12 protein-coding genes are annotated in these 14,942 nt (G+C 69.7%); 4 read left to right on the top strand and 8 right to left on the bottom strand.

The features are described from left to right. Positions 1-47 precede the first annotated feature (47 nt). Positions 48-890: a class F sortase gene (locus AJAP_RS44985; protein ID WP_228694763.1), complete on the top strand. Its 843-nt coding sequence runs from the start codon at positions 48-50 to the stop codon at positions 888-890. 16 nt (positions 891-906) lie between these two features. Here AJAP_RS44985 and AJAP_RS37385 read toward each other — a convergent pair whose 3' ends face one another. The 4 genes from AJAP_RS37385 to AJAP_RS37370 all read right to left on the bottom strand — a co-directional run bounded on the left by AJAP_RS37385 (position 907) and on the right by AJAP_RS37370 (position 8,610). Further along, positions 907-1,800: a hypothetical protein gene (locus tag AJAP_RS37385; RefSeq protein ID WP_148311621.1), complete on the bottom strand. Its 894-nt coding sequence runs from the start codon at positions 1,798-1,800 to the stop codon at positions 907-909. A 177-nt stretch (positions 1,801-1,977) separates the two neighbouring features. Beyond that, a complete protein-coding gene (locus AJAP_RS37380; RefSeq protein WP_038520360.1) occupies positions 1,978-2,706 on the bottom strand; it encodes a dienelactone hydrolase family protein in 729 nt (242 codons plus the stop codon). A gap of 168 nt (positions 2,707-2,874) precedes the next feature. Continuing rightward, positions 2,875-4,083: an amidohydrolase family protein gene (locus AJAP_RS37375; protein WP_038520358.1), complete on the bottom strand. Its 1,209-nt coding sequence runs from the start codon at positions 4,081-4,083 to the stop codon at positions 2,875-2,877. A gap of 60 nt (positions 4,084-4,143) precedes the next feature. Continuing rightward, on the bottom strand, positions 4,144-8,610 hold the full coding sequence (locus AJAP_RS37370) for a DUF6531 domain-containing protein (protein WP_051972706.1): 4,467 nt from the start codon (positions 8,608-8,610) through the stop codon (positions 4,144-4,146). A 213-nt stretch (positions 8,611-8,823) separates the two neighbouring features. Here AJAP_RS37370 and AJAP_RS37365 point away from each other — a divergent pair, with 213 nt between their 5' ends. Beyond that, positions 8,824-10,350, top strand: coding sequence for a nucleobase:cation symporter-2 family protein (locus AJAP_RS37365; protein ID WP_038520356.1), 1,527 nt, complete (start codon positions 8,824-8,826; stop codon positions 10,348-10,350). Between the two features lie 24 nt (positions 10,351-10,374). Here AJAP_RS37365 and AJAP_RS37360 read toward each other — a convergent pair whose 3' ends face one another. Both AJAP_RS37360 and AJAP_RS37355 read right to left on the bottom strand, forming a co-directional pair. Beyond that, entirely contained in the window at positions 10,375-11,094 is a 720-nt protein-coding gene (locus AJAP_RS37360) for a MerR family transcriptional regulator (protein WP_038520354.1), read from the bottom strand. Positions 11,095-11,114: 20 nt separating this feature from the next. After that, the gene (locus AJAP_RS37355) at positions 11,115-11,948 is read right to left on the bottom strand and encodes an alpha/beta fold hydrolase (protein ID WP_038520352.1); all 834 of its coding nucleotides are present in this window, start codon (positions 11,946-11,948) and stop codon (positions 11,115-11,117) included. A 183-nt stretch (positions 11,949-12,131) separates the two neighbouring features. Between AJAP_RS37355 and AJAP_RS37350 the strand changes: the two genes are divergently transcribed. Both AJAP_RS37350 and AJAP_RS37345 read left to right on the top strand, forming a co-directional pair. Beyond that, positions 12,132-12,335, top strand: a complete 204-nt coding sequence (locus AJAP_RS37350) for a cold-shock protein (RefSeq protein ID WP_005149851.1) — start codon at positions 12,132-12,134, stop codon at positions 12,333-12,335. Between the two features lie 102 nt (positions 12,336-12,437). Continuing rightward, on the top strand, positions 12,438-13,082 hold the full coding sequence (locus tag AJAP_RS37345) for a GNAT family N-acetyltransferase (RefSeq protein WP_038520350.1): 645 nt from the start codon (positions 12,438-12,440) through the stop codon (positions 13,080-13,082). Here the strand turns inward: AJAP_RS37345 and AJAP_RS37340 are convergent. Together AJAP_RS37340 and AJAP_RS37335 are read right to left on the bottom strand one after the other, a co-directional pair. Next, positions 13,072-13,719: a response regulator gene (locus AJAP_RS37340; protein WP_038520348.1), complete on the bottom strand. Its 648-nt coding sequence runs from the start codon at positions 13,717-13,719 to the stop codon at positions 13,072-13,074. The genes AJAP_RS37345 and AJAP_RS37340 overlap by 11 nt on opposite strands. After that, a complete protein-coding gene (locus tag AJAP_RS37335; RefSeq protein ID WP_038520346.1) occupies positions 13,716-14,912 on the bottom strand; it encodes a sensor histidine kinase in 1,197 nt (398 codons plus the stop codon). The genes AJAP_RS37340 and AJAP_RS37335 overlap by 4 nt, the downstream gene beginning before the upstream one ends. Positions 14,913-14,942 lie beyond the last annotated feature (30 nt).

Below are 14,942 nucleotides of genomic sequence, written 5' to 3'. Positions count from 1 at the left end.
CCCCGGCCACACCACACCATCCCTCCTCGTTCGACGACTGGAGAGGCATGGCTGTCGAAACCATCCGGACCCGGCTGCTCCTGCTCGCCCTGGTCGGCCTGGCGTGGATGCTGGCCGCCGTCACGTTCTTGCCGGGCAACACCGGTTTCGCCGTGGTGAGCGCGTCTTTCGTGATCATCGTCGGCGTCGGCTGGGAGACACTTCAGCAGGCCGGTCGGCAGCTGCGCCGAGGCAAGGACCGGCCGAGTCCCGGGTTCGGCGCGATCACCTCGGCCTTGGCCGCCGCGGCGGCAATGGGGCTGGTGATCAGCCTGACCACGAACCCGATGCCGGCTCCGCCCGCGCCTGCCATGGCGGCCCCACGACCGTCCTCACCGCCGGTGATGCCGGCCAGGACGGTCGTCGATCCCGCGGTCCGCGTGAACCCGGTCGCGGTGCACATCCCCAGACTCGGCGCCGACTCGTCGCTGATCGAGCTCGGCCTCGACGCGAACCGCCGTATGCGGACCCCGCCGGTGACCACGCCGATGCAAGCGGGTTGGTACGAGCCGGGACCGGCGCCCGGCCAGACCGGGCCCGCGGTGATCGTCGGTCACGTCGACGGCGCGTCCCAGCCCGGCATCTTCTACCGGCTGCACGAACTCGCGCCGGGAGATCGCGTCACCGTCGAACGCGCGGACGGTTCCGTCGTCACCTTCGTGGTGCGCCGGACCATCCACGCCCCCAAAGATCGCTTTCCCACCAAGGAGGTCTACGGCCGCACCGCCGGCCCGGAACTGCGGCTGATCACCTGCGGCGGTTCCTTCGACCGAGCCGTGCGCTCGTATCGCGACAACGTCATCGTTTTCGCTCGGCTCGAAGGAGACGACAGCCACGACCGGCATGGGTGAGCACAGAAGCCCGTCGTCACCCGTTATGGCGGTAAGTAGCGATCAGCCGTTCCATCACTTCGACGGGGAGTGACGGGTTGGCGGCCGCGCATCCGGCCAGGCTCGGGTCCTCCACGAGTCCGATCAAGACGTCGGCCGGCAGGTTCGGGTGCGCCGCGGCCCACCGTCGTGCGACATCGTCCCCGAGACAGAGCAGCAACGTTTCCCCGCGCGTGTTCGGGTGTTCGGCGACCGCGCGGTAGATCCGGCGTGCGGTGGCGTTGTGTGCCATGTGATGCAGCAGGTCCGGGTCGCAGTGGGGGTTCGTCGCGAGCCTGCGGAACAGGCTCGGCCCGTGCCGCTCGGCGAGTGCCCACAGCCGGTCCGCCGACAGCGCGGGGTGCGGCGCGATTCCTTTGACGACACGGATGTCGTCGTCCGTCACGAGTCGTTCGAAGACGTCCGCGGGCAGTGCGACGCGCTCGGCGACCAGCATGCGGACCCGTGCGGACGGTGCTGCCGCGAGAAGACGCAGTTCCTCGTCCGTCGCCGCCGTGACGCGAGGCAACAGGCTCGGCCCGATCCGGATCGAGTCGGCCAAGCGGGTGAGGACGTCCAGCGGGACGGACGGGTTGTGCGCCACGCTTCGCCGAACGTCCGCGTCCTCGTCGTTCGCCAGTCCGCGCAGGATCGGCTCCGACACCACGGCGGGATTGGCGGCGAGGTCCGCGCGGACACCCGGGATGGGATCGGCGGCCAGCCGCGCGTGGACCTCACCGGGCAGGTCCGGACGACCGGCGAGGGTCCACCGGACCAGCGCGCTGTCGTGGTCCAGCAACGCGAGCACCTCGTCCGAGGGTGTGGTCGGATCGGCTGCCCGCGCGACGTCCGGATCGACGTCGTGCCACGTCGTGTCAGGTGCCGTCGCCACGGGTGGAGCGGGCAGGAGTGCGCGCAGAGGGCCGGGCAAAGCCGGGTTCGTCCTCAGACCGCACAGGATCTCTCGCGTTCGTTCGTCCACTCCGCACTCCGGTCGGATCGTCGCGGTTCCGCTCAAGATACGGCCTGAAGCCGGGGCCGCGGCCGGTACCGCCCGCGGCCCCGGACGTCACTTCAGGTGCCGGGCGAGGAACCGGCCCGCGGCTTCCCCGGCGAACGACGGGACGCCCGTGTGCCCGCCCATGTTGGCGTTCAACGTCTTCTCCTGGGAGCCGAAGGCGTCGAACAGATCCAGCGCCTGCTGCCGGTCGTTCCCTTCGTCGTCCCACTGGAGCAGGACGTGCAGCGGAATGGTGACCTGCCGCGCCTCTTCGAGGATGCTGCGCGGCACATAACTCCCGGCGAACAGGACGGCGGCTTCGACGCGCGGCTCGACCAACGCCAGCCGCGTGCCGATGGCGATCACCCCGCCCGAGAACCCGACCGGGCCGCCGATTTCAGGCAGTGCGAGGAGCGCGTCGAGGGTGGCCCGCCATTCGGGGACGGCCGTTTCGACCAGCGGTAGGACGAGCCGGTCGACGATGTCGTCGGTGACCGGCTCGCCGGCCTTCAGCACGCGCTGAAGATCGGCGCGGGCCTCGTCGACGACGGTGAAACGCGGCCGGTCACCGGCTCCGGGGAGCTCGATGGTGGCCGTCGCGTAGCCATCCGCCGCGCAAGCGAGGGCCCGGGCCACGAGCCGCGGGTGCATCCTGCCCAGTCCGCCGGGGTGGCCCATCAGGATCAGCGGGACCGGCTCCGTGGACTCCGGGGTCCACAGGACGCCGGGGATCTCGCCGAGGGTGAATCCGCGCTCGAGGACACCGTCTTCGAGGCGTTTTTCGGAAGTGAAGTGCATGGTCGTGCCTTTCGGGAGTGCTCGTGAAACGGCGCTCCCGGACGACCTATCGCCCGACCGTGACCCCAGAGGGGAGCACCCATGTCGAAATGTCCACGGGTACCACCTCCTCGTTCGCTCGCACGGCCTCCGGCAAGCTAGCAGCGGCCGCGATCGGGCGCCAACGGTTTAACCCACCACCGAAAGCCCGTCCGCCACGACGACGCCGTCGTGCAGCACCGTGCGGTCCTTGCCCCGGTCCATCACCGCGCTCGTCGGGGTCTCGCCGTCCACCAGCACGAGGTCGGCACGGTCGCCGACGGCCACCCCCGGCCGGTCGGCGATGCCCGCCGGCCGCGGGACGTCGTGGCTCATGATCGACGCGCCGCCCATCGTGGCGACGGCCAGCGCCATCTCGATCAGGTCGTCGCGGCGGAAGCCGTTCGTGAAGGCGAGTTGCCAGGTGCGGTCGAGCAGGTCGCAGTTGCCGTACGGGCTCCAGTAGTCCCGCTGGCCGTCTTCGCCGAGGCCAACGCGCACACCGGCGGTCGTGAGGTCCGCGAGCGACAGCTGACCGTCGGTCGACGGCGCGACGGTCGCCATCGCGATGTCCAGTTCCGCGAACGTGTCGATCAGCCGGCGGCTCACCGATTCCGAGATCGAGCCCAGTTCGTACGCGTGCGACAGGGTGACCTTGCCGCGCATGTCCAGCGCGCGGACCCGTTCGATCACCAGATCGGTGGAGAACACGCCCAGGTGGCCGGGTTCGTGCAGGTGGATGTCGACCTCGACGCCGTACTTCTCGGCGAGCCCGAACACGACGTCGAGATGCCCCTTGGGATCCTTGTCGAGCGAGCACGGGTCGATCCCGCCGACGACCGTGGCGCCCGAGCGCAGCGAGGCCTCCAGGACGTCGACGGTGCCGGGCTCGCGCAGGATCCCGGCCTGGGGGAACGCCATGATCTCGACGTCCGCGTGCTTGGCGAAGCGCTCCTTCGCGGCGAGGACGGCGTCGAGCTTCTCGAGCCGGCAGTCGACGTCCACCTGCGCGTAGGTGCGCACGCGGGTGGTGCCGTTGGCGATCATCCGCTCCAGCGTCCCGGCGACACGCTCGGGCAGCGGGACCTCGGCGTTTCGCCAGTTCTCGCGGTCGTTCAGCATCATCGCCCATACGCCGGGCGCGCCGGTGTGCGGCCGGAACGGCAGGCCGATCCGCGTCGAGTCCAGGTGGACGTGCACGTCGCTGAACGACGGGAACAGCAGCCGCCCGCGACCGTCGACGGTGTCCGGCGCCGTCTCGGCGGCGGGATCGTGCGGCCGTACCGCGGTGATCCGGCCATCGGCCACTTCGACGTCGCTGCGCTGTCCACCCCAGGGGCGGACGTCACGGATCAACAAGGGAGCACCTTTCTCGACGAGCTCCCTTTGGTATACCAAAGCGCTCCGTCAGAGGCAACGTCACTTGGTGTGCCGGTACGGGCGCGTATGGCCGGTCTCGGCGTTGTGCTTGGTGATGTCGTCGATCCCCATCTTTTCCAGCCGCGGGTACTCGGTCACGTCGAAGACGTTGTCCTCGCGGCGATGCGGGTAGATGTCGTGCCCCTTGCCCGGCCAGTAGGGGAAGACCACGTGCGTGTCCTTGTTGGAGTTCTTGGCGAAGGTTTCGGAGACGTAGTCCCACTTCTCCTGGACGAGCGGCCTCCTCGGGTCCTTCGGATCGTTGATCCACCCGGGCATCTTGATGTTGTTGTCCTTGAGGGTGCCCTCGAGGGTGTTGCCGCCGTTCTGCTTCGCGATCTTGGTGGCCTTCTCCTCGATCGAGCCGAGGTACTCGTCCTCTTCGCCGCGTTTGCGTTTCTTGGTACCGCCGGACCAGAAGAAGTGCTTGTCCGCCTTCAGGATCTCGTCGAGCTTCGGCTTGAACTTCTCGAACTCCTCCTTCGACATCTTGTCGACGTCGATGGGAGGTTTCCGCGGGCTCCTCCGCAACGGCTGGGGTTGCCCGCTGGGTCCGGCGGGCTGGGGCCGCGGCTGGCTGCCAGGCCCGTTCTTGCCGCAGGTGCCGGCGAGGCCGAGCGGGTCGCCGACGAGCAGCGGCTGATCGACGTAGCCGACGGGGTTCGGCGCGGCCGCGAGGCCGAGCGGGTCCTGGCTGAGGTAGCGCGAGGTCCGCGGGTCGTAGTACCGGAAAACGTTGTAGTGCAGCCCGGTTTCCTCGTCGCGGTGCTGGCCGGGGAAGGCCAGCGGCATCGACGCGGTGTCCGCGCCGGGCAGCGGCACACCCCAGAAACTGCTGCGGTCCTGCCAGACCAGCGTGCCGCGTTCGTCGAGCATCTCGGTCGGCGTGCCCGCCGGCGACGTGATCACGGCGCGGAACGCCACGGCTTCCGCGGCACCGGTGCGCTCGATCTGCGCGACCGGGCGGTCGTCGTCGTAGCGTTCCCAGGTGAAGAGCCGGTACGACTCGTCGGCGGGGTCGTAGTCCATGCGCTCGACCACGTTCATCCCGCTCCACAGGAAGCGGACGTCGTGCGTGAGTTCGGCCTCGCCGTCCTGATCGATCAGCCACCGGCGTTTGGCGAACCGCCGCCCGAGCGGGTCGTAGTGGTACGTCCAGAACGCGCCGTCGGGAGTGCGCACCGAACGCAGCCGGTCGAGGTGATCCCACTCGTAGGCGCAGGATCGGTCGCCGGTGACGCGGCCCCGCTCGTCGGAGTCGTAGACGCCCTCGTCGTGGGTGAGGTTTCCGGCCGCGTCGTGGGCGAACCGCTCGACGCCGGCTGGTCCGCGTGCCTCGCTGACCCGGCCCGCGGCGTCGAAGGCGAGTCGCCACGGCCGGATCGCGTCGTCGACGGCGGCGAGCCTGCCGTCCGGGCGGTAGCCGTACACGCGCTTCCCGACCCCCGCGACCTCCTCTTCGGCGAGCCGGTCTTCCGCGTCGAAGCGCCGTTGGAGCACCACAGCGCCGTCGACGCTGCGCGTGATCTCGCGTTCGGCGTCGTCGTAGCCGAATTCGATCTCGTGCCCGGCGATCTTCAGCGACCGCGGCAGTCCCGATTCGGTGAACCGCCACTCACTGTCCACACCGGACGATGTCCGGCGCAGGAGCACGTCGCCCTCGCGGCGCCAGCACACCCCGAGCCCGTTGATCGTGTCGACGACGACCTCATCCCTGTCGTCGTGTGTCATCTCGACCCGCGACTCGATGTTCTCGGCGACGATCAACCTGCCGAGCGCGTCGTATTCGTAGCGGGTGACGTCGTCCGGAGTACGCCGCGCCACGACGTTGCCCTGGAGGTCGTAGAAGTACTCGGTCACGTCGCCCGTGCTGCTGGTCATACGAAGCAGCTGCCCGGCGGCGTCGTAGGTGTAGCCGATCCGGCGGCCGTCGTAGTCGGTCTCCTCGACGAGCCGTCCCGCGGCGTCGCGGACGTAGCGCCAGGTGAGGCCGTTCGGATTCGTCACCGAGGTGAGCCGCAGTTCGCCGTCGTAGGTGAACAACGTGCGCGCGCCCGCCGCGTCGGTCTCCTCCAGGACGAGGCCGAACGGGCCGTACTTGCGGCGCCGCGCGGCTCCGGTCGCGTCGCGGTGCTCGACGACGCGGCCTTCCGCGTCGTGCACCCACGTCTCACGGCCACCGTCCGGGCCGAGCCGCCACGCGCGGCGGCCGTCGGCCGTCCATCCGAGCTTCGCCGCACCACCGGACGCCGTGTACGCGAGCCGCGGGCGGCCGAACAGGTCGCGATCGCCGGGGCGATCCGTCACGGGGGCGTCGGTGAGCGGGTCGGGCGCGTCCGGGATCTCCATCGGCAGCCCGGTGCCGGTGAGGGTGGTGGCCGGATCGAACGCGGGGACCGTCCGCCGGACGTCTCCCGCCGAGAGCCGGACCTCGCCCTCGGCGTGTGCCAGCGACACCGTTTCCCCGCCGGGCCGGTGGACGGCCACCAGTTCGCCGTGTTCGTCGTATTCGTAACCGGTCTCGCGGCCGAGTTCGTCCACTGTGGACAAAAGCTCGTCGCGCCGGTTCCAGCTGTAGCGCTGGGAGTTGCCCAGCGGATCGATGCGTTCGATCAACTGCTTGGCGTCGTTGAGGCGATACGTCCACGTGTGGCCGACGGCGTCGGTGTGCCGGGTCGCGCCGGGCTCGTAGGCGAACGTCGCGTTGTAGTAACCACTCGCGCCCACGGCGCGGACGCAGCGTCCAGCGTCGTCGTAGACGTAGCGGTACCAGGTGCCCGTGCGGTCCTTCCAGCCGACGAGCCGGTGCCCGAAGTCGTAGTCGAGCGTCATCGGGCGCCCGGCGTAGTCCGTGACCGTGCTCAGCTGGCCGTGCCGGTTGTAGGCGAAGCGCACGAGCGGCGGCTGACCCGGGGCGCCGAGCGCGACGATCCGCCCGTTCGCCGTGCCGATCGCGATTTCGACGCCGTCGTCGCGGCGGAGTCCCATGGGAGAGCCGTCGGCCGCGTACGCGAATTCCGTGCGCCCGCCGTTCTGCTCGATGGCCACGAGCGGCAGGATCCGGCCCGCACCGGCGAAACGCAGTTCGCGATCGCCCATCGACAGCCGGTACCCGTCCGCCGCGCGGCGCAGCCGGTGCCGCGGCCCCTGCATCGGCAGCACGGGCGTGGCCGCCGGAACGGGATAGGTGAGCACCATGCCGTCTTCGGCGTAGAACAAGACCCGGTCGCCCGTGAACGCCAGTCGTTGGTCCATTGTGGACGTCCAAGAAGGACCGAACCAGCGTCCGGCGGTGTAGGACGAGAGATGCGTGCGCGAGAGCTCCAGCTCCGCCGCGTCGCCGGGCAACGTCACGTCGACCTGCTTCATGACGACCTCACCGGTCGCGACGTCGACGGGGTCACCGCAGTAGTTCTTGGAATCCGAAGACGTCGAGCGGTCCCCGTTGCCGTCCTTCTTGGTGGTGTCGTTGTTCCCGCCCCGGTCCCGGTCGCCCCCGCCGCCGGCGCCGCTGCTGTTCGTCTGGTCGTTGTCGGACTTGGTGTTGGTGCCCTTGTCGTTGGAGTTGCCGCCACCGTTGTTGTTGCCACCGTCGGGTTTGCCGTCGGCGCTGGAACTGGTGGTGCCCTCGTCGGGATCCTTGTCCTTCTTGGGGTCGAGCCCGCGATCGTTGCCGCCCTTGGTCTTGGGCGGCGGCGGGGCGTCGACCTTCCCGCCCTTCAGTTTGCGCAGGGCCTTCGCCGCGTCGTCGAAGAGCGAGTCGGCCCGCTTGAGCAGCGGCATCAGGCCCTTGAGCGCCTTGACGAGTTTGGTCGTGATGTCGGCGATCTTCGCGGCGGTCTTGGCGACCGCGGTCACCACCTGCGGCACCACCCAGGTCAGCCCGATGCCGAGGGTGAACAGCACCTGCAGCGCCCAGCTGATGAGGTGGCCGACGAGTTCGGCGATGATGTCGCGGACGAGGGTGCGGACGGCGGCGACGACCTCGCCCGCGGTCTTGACCCCGCTGGAGGCTCCTTCGCAGCCCTTCTGCGCGGCCGTGAGGACGTTGACGGTGTCCGCCGAGCGCTCGCGATAGCGGTCCGCCGCGTCACCGGCCCAGGTCTGCAGGTCGGCCTTGACCAGGTCGGTCAGTTCCGTGCCGACGGCGCCGAGTTCCTTGGCGATGTTGGCCCAGGTTTCGGCCTGCGCCTTGATCTGGTCGGCGTCGCCGGTCAGGGCGTCGAGCGCGTCGGACAGCGGGCCGACGTGTTCGAGCAGCCAGCCGACGCCCGCGGCGAGGATCGACCCGAACGGATCCATGGCCATCGAAAGCGCGTCGAGAGCCGTCCCGACGGCACCCATCGCGACGGCGGCCCAGTCGCCCTTCTCGATGCCTTCTTTGAGGTCGTTCGCCGATTCCAGCAGCGGAACGCCGGTATGCCCCTTGGTGGAGTCCTCACGTTCAGCGACCAGCGGATTCGCCATGTTGTGCCGTCTTCCTGCCTTCGGGATCTCGCCGACTGGGCCAGGCGTTTCTACCATCGCCGCGCCCCGGCTCCTTGTGCGGGAAAGGATCTTTGTCCGCGCGCCGGAAGGACGACCCGTACGGGCAGGGTCTTGCAACTTCTGCTATGTGGAAGTTAACCTCCGCAGACTGAAATTGCCCGGCATCGCTCGCTTCTACCGAGAGGCGGATCCATGGTGAAGAGGACGCAGGCCGAAACGGCCGCGAGCGGCAGGCCCGAGGACGAACGGCTCGGGATCGGCAAGAGTTTCACTTACGGCATCCAGCACGTCCTGACGATGTACGGCGGGATCATCGCGCCGCCCCTGATCATCGGCGGTGCCGCGGGCGTTTCGACGGCGGAGATCGGGCTGCTCGTCGCGTCGTGCCTGTTCATCGGCGGGCTGGCGACGATCCTGCAGTCGTTCGGCATCCCCTTCTTCGGTTCCCGGCTGCCGCTGGTCCAGGGCACTTCCTTCGCGGGTGTGGCGACGATGACCGCGATCGTCGCGGACGGCGGGCTGCCCGCCGTCTTCGGCTCGGTGATCGCTTCCGCGGCGCTCGGCCTGCTCATCACGCCGGTGTTCTCGCGGCTGGTGAAGTACTTCCCGCCGGTCGTCACCGGGACGGTCATCACGGTGATCGGGCTCAGCCTGATGCCGGTCGCGGCCCAATGGGCGATGGGCAACAACACCAGATCGCCGGAATTCGGTTCGGTCTCCAACGTCGGCCTGGCCGCGATGACACTGGCGATCGTGCTGCTGCTCAGCAAGGTCGCCGTCCCGGCGATCTCCCGGCTCTCGATCCTGCTGTCGATCGTGGTGGGCACCGTACTGGCCGCCGTGCTGGGCAAGGCCGATTTCTCCCAGGTCTGGGACGGCCCGATCTTCGCGGTACCGACGCCGTTCGCCTTCGGTATGCCGACCTTCGACGTCGCCGCGATCGTGTCGATGTTCATCGTCGTGCTGGTGACCCTCACGGAGACCACGGCCGACATCCTCGCGGTCGGCGAGATCGTCGACACCCGCGTCGGCAAACGCCGGATCGGCGACGGGCTGCGCGCCGACATGGCGTCCTCGGCGATCGCACCGGTGTTCAACGGCTTCATGCAGAGCGCGTTCGCCCAGAACGTCGGCCTCGTCGCGATCACCGGGATCCGGAGCCGGTTCGTGGTGACCGCCGGCGGCGTGATCCTGCTGATCCTCGGCATGCTCCCGGTGCTCGGCCGCGTGGTGGCCGCGATCCCGTATCCGGTGCTGGGCGGTGCCGGTCTCGTGCTGTTCGGCACGGTCGCCGCGTCCGGTATCAAGACTCTGTCCAAAGTGGACTACAACGGGAACATGAACCTGGTGATCGTCGCGGCCTCGGTCGGGATGGGCATGATCCCGATCGCGGCACCGGAGTTCTACCACCACTTCCCGGCGTGGGTCGGCACGATCTTCCATTCGGGGATCAGCTCCGCCGCGCTCACGGCCGTCGTGCTGAACCTGTTGTTCAACCACCTCAAGCCGGCCAAGGCGGGCAGTGATCCGTCGGTGTTCGCGACGGCGACCAGGGTGATCGACTACTCCGACCTGAAAGCCTTCTCTCGGCTCGAAAACGGCGACAAGATCGTCGACGGCAAGATCGTGGACGCCGACGGCAAACCGGTCGAGGTGCGCGACGAGGAAGGCAGGCCGGTGTCCTATCGGATCGGCTCGGAGCCCGACGCGCACGGGTGAGCGAGGCCGGCCGGGGACTCTGAACTATCCGCGCTCGGCGCGGCGCCGGGCGAGTTCGCCGACAACGCGTTGCCACGCAGGGGAAGCCTCGGAGACACGGGAAACCACCAGCTCGCCGTACCCCGGACGGCCGCCCCGCCGTTCGTGTTCGACCGCCCAGGCGTCCAGGTCGTCGATGAGCGCGTCCAGGCGCGGATCACGCGGGTCCCATCCGACGGCCTGATCGCACGCGAGGTACACGCGGAGCGTCTCGGGATCGTCGAAGGCGGCGTTCTTCTCCCGCACCCGTTCCGGTACGGCGCGGGGATCCAGCGCCCGCATCAGGATCCACGCGTCGCGTTCGAGCAGCACCCGCTGCTCGCTGACGCCGAGACCGCGCATCCGCTCCAGGAGGGCGACCACGTCGGGCGGCAGGACGAGCCGCTCGCCGCCGGTCAGTTCGGCGATCCGGAGCCGGTTTTCGGCGAGCCGGTCGATCTTGCGCCGGAGTTCGGCGTCGATGTCGGAAATGGCGGCGGCGAACTCGGCGGGTTCCGCGTGCAGCAGCGCGTCGACGCGGGCCAGCGGCACCCCGGCGTCGGCGAGGGTCCTGATCCGGATGAGGTCCACCGCCGCTTGCGCGGTGTAGCGGCGGTAACCGGAGGCGTCCCGTTCGGGCTCGGGCAGGAGGCCGATGTGGTGGTAGTGGCGGACGGTGCGCACGGTCACGCCCGCGGTCGCCGCGAGCTGGCCGATCGTGAGCACCCGTCCTCCTCTTCTTGAGCCTAAATGCCGTCGACGACGTCGCGGATCGCCTGGACCACCGCGTCAGGGCGATCGAAGCAGAGCCGATGATGCAGTGTGTCGGTGAGGACGCGTTGCTCCCCTCGGGAGAACCCGCCGACCCGGGCCGCGTCCATCTTCAGCTTGGCCTCGTCGATCTCCTTCGGCGGATGCGCGACGACGGTGAGCGCGATCGCCGGGACGTCGGGCAGCTCCGGCCCGGCTCGCAGTTCGGTGGCGAGTGCGACCAGCCCGGTGCGCTCCGCGGCGCCGATGCGCAGCCACTCGTCGCTCACCTTGGCGTCGACGAGCGCCTCGCGCACGTCTTCCGGGTAGTCCTCGCGCAGCTCGGCGTACATCGTGCGAAGGGCGGCGCGATCCGGACCGGGTGACGGCCGCCCGGCCGCGGACAGGCTCGCCTCGGGCGGCATGAAGTCGTCCCAGTCGGGATGGAGGGCGTCCAGGAAGACCAGCCCGGCCACGTCGCGCGGATAGAGCTGCGCGAACCGGTGCGCGTAGAGGCCGCCGAGTGAGTGCGCCGCCAGCACGTACGGGGCGGGAATGTCCAGGCTGACCAGCAGCTCGCGCAGTTCCGAGGCGACCGCGGCGGCGGTGCGGGGCAGGGGGAGGGCGTCGCTGTGGCCCGTCCCGCCGCGGTCGTACACCACGGCGGTGGTGAACCGCGCGACCTCCTGCTGGACGCCGAAGTAGTCGAGGCCGACCGCGCCGGCGCCCGGCAAGAACACGACGGCGGGCCCACCTTCACCCGATCGGTGCACGAAAAGGCGGTGCTCGTCGATCTCTTGGAGTCCTCCGACAGGGGGTGTGTTCGTCATGCGGCAAGGCTCCGACCCTGACGCAGCGTCAAGGTCAAGCGGCCGGGAAGGTCGACGCTGACCTGGGGAAATGACCCGGTTCGGGATGGCAGCGTGTGCAAACGGGCAAGACCTGCGACAATGGACGGCGAGATCGGGGCATCGAATGGGCTCAGACTCGCTATGAAGAGCAGGTAAAAAAGTATGGCTCAGGGCAGCGTTAAGTGGTTCAACGGCGAAAAGGGCTTCGGCTTCATCGCTCAGGACGACGGCGGACCGGACGTTTTCGTGCACTACTCGGAGATCCAGGGCAGCGGTTTCAAGTCCCTGGACGAGGGGCAGCGCGTCGAGTTCGAGATCGGCCAAGGTCAGAAGGGCCCGCAGGCCCAGCGCGTCGTCGCCATCTGACTTTCTTCACGCCGAAGGCCTCCATCCGTACCGGGTGGGGGCCTTCGGGCGTTTCGGCTACCGATATCGTCGAAGCATGCTTGTGATCGTTCGTGAGCACCCGTGCGGCCGGACGCGGTGAGCCGCTCCGCCCTGGAGCCCGAGCAGGTCGGGCGGAAGGTGCGGTTGCGCGAGGTCGGCCTCCGGGACCGCCGGGTCCTGATGGGCTTCGACCGCGACATGGCCCGCGAGGCGACGCCGCTGATCGGCGGCGGGCACCGGCACTGGGCTTCGCACCGTTCGGGGTCCGCCGGCGACGACATCCACTTCGGTATCGAGACCGTGCGCGGCCGCATGCTGGTCGGCTCGGTCTGCACCATCGGCGCCGACCCGGCGACCGGCCGGTTCGGCTACGGCATCGGGATCGCGCCGCGCCACCAGCGCTGCGGCTACGCCACGGACGCCATCACCGTCCTGCTGGCGCATATGTTCGGACAGCGCGGCTTCCGCAAATGCGAGGTCAGCGTGTACGGCGGCAACCTCGCGTCGCTCTCGCTGCACGGCGGCCTCGGCTTCCGCGAGGAAGGCAGGCTGGCCGACACCGAAGTCGTGCGCGGCGAGATCAAGTACCTGGTGCGGATGGGCATCACGGCCGAGGAATTCGCCGCACGGCCTCTGGACGCCCTCGGTGATCTCGGCAGGCGTGGCCAGCACCGGCGGCCCCGCCGAGGCAAGCACTGGCGCGCGCCCGCCGCGGTCAGCGGCTGATCAGCCCGGATTCGTAGGCGAACACGACCGCTTGGACGCGGTCGCGGAGGCCGAGCTTCGTGAGGATGCGGCCGACGTGCGTTTTCACCGTCCCCGGTGAGAGGAACAGCAGTTCGGCGATCTCGGCGTTGGACAGGCCCCTGGCCAGCTGCTGCAGCACCTCGTTCTCCCGTCCGGTGAGCAGGGCGAGCCGGTCGTCCGGCGGCGCCGCGGGCAGGCCGGTGACGACGCGGTCGAGCAGCCGCCGGGTGACGGTCGGCGCGAGAGTGGCCTCGCCGGAGGCGACCACGCGGACGCCGGAGAGCAGATCCGGCGCCAGCGCGTCCTTGAGCAGGAAGCCGCTGGCCCCGGCCTGGAGCGCGGCGTAGACGTATTCGTCCAGGTCGAACGTGGTCAGCACCAGGACACGGGCACGGTGGGCCGCGGCGATCGCGGCGGTGGCCTCGACGCCGTCCATCTCGGGCATCCGGATGTCCATCAGCACCACGTCCGGATCGAGGTCCGCCACCAGCGCGACGGCCTCCGCCCCGTCACCCGCCTCGCCGACGACGTCGATGTCGTCCGCGTTGTCCAGGATCATCCGCAGGCCGGTGCGCACGAGCGACTGGTCGTCGGCGATTACCACCCGGATGGTCATGACGGCAGGGTCGCGCGGACGACGAAGCCGCGCTCCGGACGCGGTCCCGCGTCGAAGGTGCCGCCCAGGACGTTCACCCGCTCCCGCATGCCCTCGAGGCCGTGCCCGGCGCCGGACGGCTCTTCCGTCGCGATGCCGTCGTCGGTCACTTCGATCTCCAGCGTCTCGGGCCCATACCGCATCACGATAGTCACCGACGCCGCCGGACCGGCGTGTTTCAGCACGTTCGTCAGCGCTTCCTGCACGATCCGGTACGCCGCCAAGTCCACTGTGGACGGAAGTGGGCGGGGTTCCCCTTCGACCAGGAACTCGACCGGCGTCCCCGCGGAACGGATGTCGGCGGCCAGCCGCGGCAGGCGTTCCGCGCCCGGCTGGGGCTCCCAATCGGGCTCGTCCTGGCCGAGCGCGCCGAGCAGGCGCCGGATCTCGCCCAACGCGGTCCGTCCGGTGCCGACGATGGCGTCGAGCGCTTCCCGCGTCCGTTCCGGCCGCCGTTCCAGTTCGGCTTGGGCGCCCTGCGCCTGCAACACCACCACGGAAAGCGCGTGTGCGACGACGTCGTGCAGCTCGCGGCTGATGCGGCCGCGTTCGGCGGCCACGGCCAGCGCGGCCTGGGTGTCCCGCTCGCGTTCGAGGTCGGCGGCCCGCTGTTCCAGCACCGAAAGGCGGATCCGGCGCTGCCGTGTGTTCAGCCCGGCGAGCCACGCCACCGCGAGCGACAACCCGATGCCGGCGAAACCGCCCCAGTCCTGCACCTGGTCGTCTTCGGGGCCGGGAGGTGCCAGCCGATCGATGATGATGATCCGCGGCGGTGGCGGAGCCGGTTCCCGCGTATTCGCGTCGGCGGCGTGGATCGCCCACGCCCCGGTGACCAGCAGGCTCGCCGCCAGCAAGGCGAACGAAAGCCGTCGCGACCCCCACGCCGCGACGGAGAAGAGACCGATCAACGCCACGACGTCGACCGGGCGAAGATCGTTGCCCATGGCCAGATGCAGGAGTGAGACCGTCGCGCCGGTCGCGAAGGTGATCGTGGGATTGCGGTGCCGGACGAGCAGGGAAGCCAAGGACACCAACGAGGTCAGCCACCAGTCGAAGCCCTCCGGATCGTCGGCCGAGACCACAGTGGACAGTCCGATGAGCACGGTCAGCCCGATGTCCACGGCTTTCGGGTGATTCCTGAGGAAGGAGAGCACCGGCCGAGCGTAATCCCGGATCGGGGCCTC

Origin of the sequence: Amycolatopsis japonica, assembly GCF_000732925.1 — a bacterium.
Classification (GTDB): Bacteria; Actinomycetota; Actinomycetes; order Mycobacteriales; family Pseudonocardiaceae; genus Amycolatopsis; species Amycolatopsis japonica.
This window is presented reverse-complemented; position numbering and strand designations above follow the sequence as displayed.

Bases quoted from the DNA above. Each gene is read 5' to 3' on its own strand.
- AJAP_RS44985 (WP_228694763.1), top strand. From the start codon at position 48: ATGGCTGTCGAAACCATCCGGACCCGGCTGCTCCTGCTCGCCCTGGTC.
- AJAP_RS37350 (WP_005149851.1), top strand. From the start codon at position 12,132: ATGGCTCAGGGCAGCGTTAAGTGGTTCAACGGCGAAAAGGGCTTCGGC.
- AJAP_RS37365 (WP_038520356.1), top strand. From the start codon at position 8,824: ATGGTGAAGAGGACGCAGGCCGAAACGGCCGCGAGCGGCAGGCCCGAG.
- AJAP_RS37380 (WP_038520360.1), bottom strand. From the start codon at position 2,706: ATGCACTTCACTTCCGAAAAACGCCTCGAAGACGGTGTCCTCGAGCGC.
- AJAP_RS37340 (WP_038520348.1), bottom strand. From the start codon at position 13,719: ATGACCATCCGGGTGGTAATCGCCGACGACCAGTCGCTCGTGCGCACC.
- AJAP_RS37370 (WP_051972706.1), bottom strand. From the start codon at position 8,610: ATGGCGAATCCGCTGGTCGCTGAACGTGAGGACTCCACCAAGGGGCAT.
- AJAP_RS37355 (WP_038520352.1), bottom strand. From the start codon at position 11,948: ATGACGAACACACCCCCTGTCGGAGGACTCCAAGAGATCGACGAGCAC.